Annotated in this window: 4 protein-coding genes; 2 read left to right on the forward strand and 2 right to left on the reverse strand. The window is 61.5% G+C overall.

What is annotated here, in order from left to right; all coding sequences use genetic code 11:
- Nucleotides 1-86: 86 nt before the first annotated feature.
- Complete coding sequence (locus DOO78_RS27235) at nucleotides 87-350, reverse strand: hypothetical protein (protein ID WP_128080177.1); 264 nt, start codon at nucleotides 348-350, stop codon at nucleotides 87-89.
- A 1,715-nt stretch (nucleotides 351-2,065) separates the two neighbouring features.
- On the opposite strand from DOO78_RS27235, the gene DOO78_RS27790 reads away from it, so the two are divergent.
- Nucleotides 2,066-4,231 (forward strand): CHC2 zinc finger domain-containing protein, encoded by a 2,166-nt coding sequence (locus tag DOO78_RS27790; protein ID WP_111472876.1) that lies wholly within the window; start codon nucleotides 2,066-2,068, stop codon nucleotides 4,229-4,231.
- Nucleotides 4,228-5,481 carry a hypothetical protein gene (locus DOO78_RS26475; protein ID WP_128080178.1) on the forward strand — a complete coding sequence of 418 codons (1,254 nt, stop codon included), beginning with the start codon at nucleotides 4,228-4,230 and terminating at the stop codon, nucleotides 5,479-5,481. Before DOO78_RS27790 ends, DOO78_RS26475 begins: the two co-directional genes overlap by 4 nt.
- 554 nt (nucleotides 5,482-6,035) lie before the next feature.
- On the opposite strand, the gene DOO78_RS27240 is transcribed toward DOO78_RS26475, so the two are convergent.
- A partial coding sequence (locus DOO78_RS27240) for a hypothetical protein (RefSeq protein ID WP_207803084.1) occupies nucleotides 6,036-6,336 on the reverse strand: 301 nt, incomplete at its 5' end.

Raw genomic sequence — 6,336 nt, forward strand, 5'->3', positions numbered from 1 at the left:
AGCCACAACTCACCTGACCAGACCGAAAACCCCGCTCCTCCATCCACAACCCGGGTCAATTCCTCATGGCAATCCCGGGTCAGCTCTCACTGGCATTCAACACACCCTGCCCATTTTCCCAGGTGGCTCCAGGCGGCTCTGTTTACGGCGGGGATGATCTTCCACTCGCCCCCCATTGCCCTGGTGAGCAGGAACCGAGCCAGGGCTCGGGTCAGTCCTGCCTTGCCGGCCTCAGCCTGGAGCCAGGCATATTCGGTCGGTGTCAGGAGAAGCGTGACCTTCACCGTCCGGCTGTTCTCGGGCGCCTTTTTCGGGGCGCCGCGGCGCTTGCCGCTGACAATCGCAGTCACAAACCAGCCCTCCTGGGAGGCCTCAGATGGCGCCGTGAGTGGGTCCACGGCGGTACCCTGGCGGTACCCCGAGGGTGCCGCCGGTAGCGTAAAACTTTATGCCACGGACGGCCGAAACCGCCGCGGAAGCGGCTCGCCCGGAAGGGCGGTCTTCACCCTCGCCTCTGGCGAGGGTCGGCACCAAAGGTGCCGGGGAGTGGAGGGAGGCTCCGGAGCGCAGCGATCGGAGGGGCAATAAATGTCGAAGACATTTAGTCGTCCCTCCTCCCAGCCTTCCAACTACCCCTGAGCAATATGCCGCCCCATCTGGAAACGACAAGCTAACTGGCGACGTGGCTCGTGCCGGTATTCGGCGGATCACTCGCGGATCTCAGACCCCGTCCTACTGCCAACACAGGGTGGCGATATGGCGTCTAAAGGGGGTGCGTTCCTTTGCTTTGATTTGCGCAAGGGGCAGCGCATTGGAACGCATGGAGTCTGGACGCAGATTGTTGGCTCGGGATTCCCCAGGCTCACATACCCTGCCGGTAGACACGTGACCCGATCCGTAACCGAGGCGCCGAACCCACCCATGGCCGAGCTCCCCCTTCCTGCCGCTCCCCAACCCAAGCGCCGGCAGAAATTCACCTCAGAGGGAAACCGCGCCAAGATCTCGCGCGGGGTTGGTGTTACGGCCCGGATCGTGCGGCTGACCGTCATGAGGCCAGACGACGATGGCACACTGTTCCGGAGCTCGATCAGCCTGGACGGCAGCGTTTTCCAACTGGCGGCCCAGCTGTGGGGTGGCGAGGCGATAGCTCGGGCCCGGCTGGTGCGACTGGCCGAGACTTTCTGGGTCGCCGATCAACGGGCCAGGCGAGGTGCCGCGGATTCAGGGGGAAGGTACGAGGCCCCCAGGTCAGTCTCGAGGCACATCCAAAGCGAGGTGATCGCTGCAGCTACTCAGCGCCTGGCCGTTCTTGGTCAGCAGGCTACCCTCGGTCTACCCGTGTTAGTGTCGACCAAGGACAACACCAGGCAGGGTAAGGGCTGATCGGAAGGTTGGGGGTTGCGGAATCGGCGCCACCCCCGCCCCCACTCGCCACCACCACGCTGTCTGGCTTTACTCGACTCACGCCGCTCGCCCCCACACAGGGGCGGGCGGCTATAGAATTCTAAGATTCTTAGATTCTATAGGCGCACCTAAGTGTCTGAAAACAAATCAAAAAAAGGGCAATTACGGGAGCGCAAAACGCAATTACGGGAGCGCAAAGCACGCCGATCCTTCCCCGCAATTAAGTGGATCGCTAGGAGCTTGAAGAAAAATCTTGCATTCACGCGCGCGTTCCAGATATCCAACGTAAGTCAGCTTACGGAGTAGCGACGCTATGGTCGACCGTGTGGTCACGTCCCACCGCATCCGGCGAGACCTGGTTGAGGCTCTACGGTTGGCGGCTCTGCGATCGGGTCATGAGCAGCGGGTGCTGATCGAGAAAGCCCTAGAGGCCTCGATCGATCCCGCGACCCTGGCCGAGGGAGCTGAACTAGCTCGTCGACGGCTAACGGAGGCGGGGCAGAGCAAATCAGGGCGTTAAACGCCATAAGCGACCCAGCCGTCTCACCGGCTGGGCCGCTTACTCAGGCGCAGTTGAAACAGGGCTGCTGACACAGCCCCGGGTTCTGACACCTCGATCATGTGGTGTTTGGCCCAAATCGACAAGGGGTTCTGACACGCTATGACTGATCGCGACCGATTCAGGCGCTCACTCGCCGATCTGAAAGCGGAATTTGACCTGCAGCGGGAGGTCTCCAAGCATGTGAGGCTCACGCGGCGAGGACGGGTATGGCAGGGCCTGTGCCCATTCCACGCCGAGAAGTCGCCGAGCTTCCACGTGTATCCGACCCATTTTCACTGCTACGGCTGCGGCGCTCATGGCGATGTCCTATCGTTCATGGCCGCGATCGCCGAGGTGCCGGTTGCCGATCTCATCCGCGACCTGCGTCGGAATGAGCGTAATGCTGGGACACCGTCCCGGGAGGCGCTGCAACGGCTTGAGGAACGGCGCCGTCATGCCGAGGAACTGGCTAACGAGCCCGACCCCTACACCCTGGCCGACACCGTTCCGCCTGGGGTCCCTCCCCTTTGGCAGCGCCCAAGCACGCAGACCGCCCCGATCCTGCGGCCTGGCGCAGCTCTCGGTGAGGCACTCACTTCGCAGCTCCCCGTCGATCGCATGCACGAATTTCGAGGTGGCCGGGGTGAATTGCTGGGGTACGTCGTCCGAACTCCCCGGAACCGTCTGGGGCGTAAGGGCGCCTACCAGGTGGGATGGTGCACCAACGTCCGCCTGGCTGATGGTAGCGTCCGTGAAGGATGGACTTTCGTCTCCTTCCCCGCACCGCGGCCGGTCTACGGGGCGGAACTCATCACCCAGGCACAGGAAGAAGGCCGCCGGCTACGGTTCCTCGTAGTAGAGGGAGAGAAATGTCAGGAGGTCGGGGCTGCCCTCCATCTACCCGACGACTGGATCCCTGTCAGTTGGGTAGGTGGCGGTAAGGGCTGGCATCATACCGATTGGAGCTTGGTGGCTGAGGCCGAGGAGATCGTCCTCTGGCCAGACGCCGACGAGAACCGGTCTGGCTATCGGACAATGCAAGCCCTCGCGGCCCATCTCCACGAGAGGGGGGCGACGAATATCCGGGTGATGGTCCCGCCGGCGGATGTTCCCGACGGCTGGGACGTGGCGGATGCTGTTGAGGACGAGGGCTGGACAAGCACTCGCGTGCGAGAGGCTATCCAGGGTGCCCCTGCTTGGGAACCGCCCTTGGAGCTCCCGCCTGGTGCTGATCAGGTGGTCCCAGGCGGAATGCCGCCCGAGCCGCTGCCGGGTTCTGGGGCGGAAAGGCCCGCATCGGAACTTGAGGGCTTCGTCTCCTCCCGCCTGTCATTCAAGGCGGCGCTCTATGCCGATGCACCAGTCCTGAAATATGTCCTGCCAGGAATGCTAGAAGGTACTGTGGCATTGCTGGTTGCCCCCGGCGGTACTGGCAAGAGTTGGGCGATGCTGCAAACTTGCATTTCGCTGGCCTGCGGCCTGGATATTTGGGGGCTCTGGGGCCCTGCTTTTGGTCCGTTGCCAAAGGGTAAGACGATCTACATCGCTGCAGAGGACCCGGACGTGGTTGTGCGGTGGCGGCAACATCACTTGGGCCGCGACGCTGTTCGGAGAGTGACGGAAAACAATCGAGACGGTGACGCACGCATCAATGCCGATCGCATGGTCGATGAGATCGACGCGAATCTCCATGTATTCCCCATCTGTGGCCGGGGGCCGGAGAAGCAATTAGCAATCCGGGAGGACAGACATTCGACGTTGGTGCTTCCCGGCCCCCTCTATCATCGCCTCGCGGTGCTAGGGAAAGGGGCTCTCTTAATTGGCCTCGACACCTGGGGCCGCATCACCACGGCGCTCGACGAGCGCGAGGGCACCGATATGGGCCAGGCTGTGGACCTGTGCGAGAGCCTGACGGTGGTATGTCCCGGTGTCGCAATTCTCATCGCCCATCACACGACAAAGGCCGCAAGCCTGAACGGCCAGGGAGGCGAGCAGCAGGCCGCCAGTGGCTCCCGCAAACTGACCGATCACGTCCGGTGGCAGGCCAACATTGAAACCATGTCGGCTACGGACGGCGAGGTCAGGGGGTATGACGACAAGGAGCGCCGGAAGTGGGTCAGCCTCTCCACGCCCAAATTGAACTACAGCGAGAATGAGGGGGCTCAGTGGTGGTACCGAGGTGAGTACGGCATTCTCTGCGGAGCCGTGCCTCTGGACAAGCCAAAGCGGAAGCCATCAGGGTCGACATACGGCCGCAGGATTGCTGGCGAGGAGGGAGGGGCATGAAGCGCGTTGCCAGCGGTACCAAGCCGCCCGCCGCCGCGATCATTCCAACTATCGCCAAGCGCGGGCGCGGGCGACCACGGGGTGCCGTCCGTGGTCACCTTGCCAAAGCCCTGGCGGCCGCGAAGCCAATCGAGACCACGGACCGACTGACTAGCTACGCCCTCCATGATTCCGTCCTCGGGAGCATGGCGATTTTTCGTCCAGGCCAGATGGAAGAGAGCCTCACCCCCTCCCAATTCTTGGACAAGGGGGCCAATAGCGCCGACCTCTCAGGCTATATTGTTCGTCTTCCCCGCCTCATCGACAAGCGACACGAAGCGCCGCTTGAGATGGCCGTAGTGGTGCCAACGCGGGTCGGATATCTCGAAGAGGATCTGCTCCTCTGCCTGTTGAGTGTCGCAGCTGCGGGAACAGTTGAGGGCAGTACCCTGTCCAAACTGCTGATGGCGGATGGTGAGCTGATTGTGCCCTCGACCCCGGCCTATCGCCGGGAGCAGATTCGATTTCAGCCGACGCCGCCTCTGGTCAACGAGTACACCTCAGGCGCACCAGACCTAAGCGTCGTCACCGGCCCGTTTTTCCGGATCCGGATGCCCTCCACGACTGTGTTGCGTCAGTGGCGGGGCCGCGACAACGTCCGGGTCCTGGAATCCATGCTGCGGTGCCTCGAGCGGCTATCCATGATCAGCTATTACGTCCGCAGAGCAGACGGCAATACTGGCAGTCAATGGGGTGGGCTGGGGCTGCTGAGATTTGCCTACGATCCTACGGCCGAGGATGGACGTGATCTGACTGTCTCGTTTCCCGAGCGCCTTGTGGTGGCGATGCTGGGATTTGAGAGAGACGGCCGGCGACACCGCAACAGGTTCACTCGGATTGAGCTGTCGGAGAGGTTCGCCCTTAGCCTGGATACGGCCCGCCTGCTGCACCGTCAGCTGAGCATCGCTGTCTGGAAACCAGAAGATCCGGCGCCTGGCCGAGATCGCCGACGGGGTCCAAAGCCGATGAATGAGCGCATCCCCGTATTTGAGACATTTTTCCTAGACCAGCTGGTCGAAATGCTGTGGGGCCACCCTGTCACCAACCTTCCAGCCGAGGTGTTGAGGGGGTATCGCAAGACCCTCCGCGACGCCCTGGTTGAGATTGCTGGTCTGCAGGATTGGACCATAGACGAGAACGAAGCGACCGGGCGGATCACTGTTCGCCGCGTGATCACAAGGGGCGCGGCCCTTCATGCCGTAGATGCCTGAGCAAGGCCGTTTGCCGGAAGCCGTTGAAATAAAAGGGTTTCCGGCAAATACGTCCTGAATTAATGCTTTGATCTCCCGATATTCGGGCTAAGTGATTGAAATTGCTGGGCATACATCTGCAATTAGACGGTCCTGCCTGACAGGGCGTGTGAGCCTGAGGCATGGCTTGGGCTCCCAAGGCTCACGTTCCCTCTCGGTGGAGAGGAGGTATGGCGCTACCCTGAATTACAGCATCGTGCTTTAATCAAATCAAACACTTAGGCCTATTTACGGGAGACCGATTCGCCACCCCTTTGCAATGATCCTTACAGATCAAGCACTTCTGGGCAATTTCCTCCGATTTAATGCTTTCATCTCCCGATATTCACCCTAACCCATTGATTTTGTTAGAGTGAAATTCGAAATAGGATGGCGCAGCGTGGCGGCGGACCCGCCCCTGCTCCCTTCTGGTGGGCACAGGGGTGGCACGCGTTCGCCAGTGGCTCCAGCACCGCTGACTTCCTCGTCCGTCAGCCCACCATCCGCAATGCCGCAGCGTTCAGCGCCAACGGGCTCTAGCTATCGGCCTGAAGCGACCGAAGAAGCTCGTCTAAATTCGATGCTGCTTGGCCGCCCGCCGCCAAGAAGGCGTTGATGTCGTACTCATCCGTTCCAGAATTGCCGGCACCGCGAAGCGGAACATGCGACCACTCATGCTCGACATAAAGCCTGCGCTTCTCGGTATCGTAAACTAGCCGCCACCAATCCTCGTCGTTAGAGCCCATCCGGAAAGGAATTGAATCGGCTGAATCGGATGTGATTCTCTGGTCGTGCGGGCGATTCGCGGGGGCAGGCAATGGCGTGGACGGCAGAGCA

Source organism: Roseicella frigidaeris, assembly GCF_003258945.1.
Lineage (GTDB): Bacteria > Pseudomonadota > Alphaproteobacteria > Acetobacterales > Acetobacteraceae > Paracraurococcus > Paracraurococcus frigidaeris.

Bases quoted from the DNA above. Each gene is read 5' to 3' on its own strand.
- DOO78_RS27790 (WP_111472876.1), top strand. From the start codon at position 2,066: ATGACTGATCGCGACCGATTCAGGCGCTCACTCGCCGATCTGAAAGCG.
- DOO78_RS26475 (WP_128080178.1), top strand. From the start codon at position 4,228: ATGAAGCGCGTTGCCAGCGGTACCAAGCCGCCCGCCGCCGCGATCATT.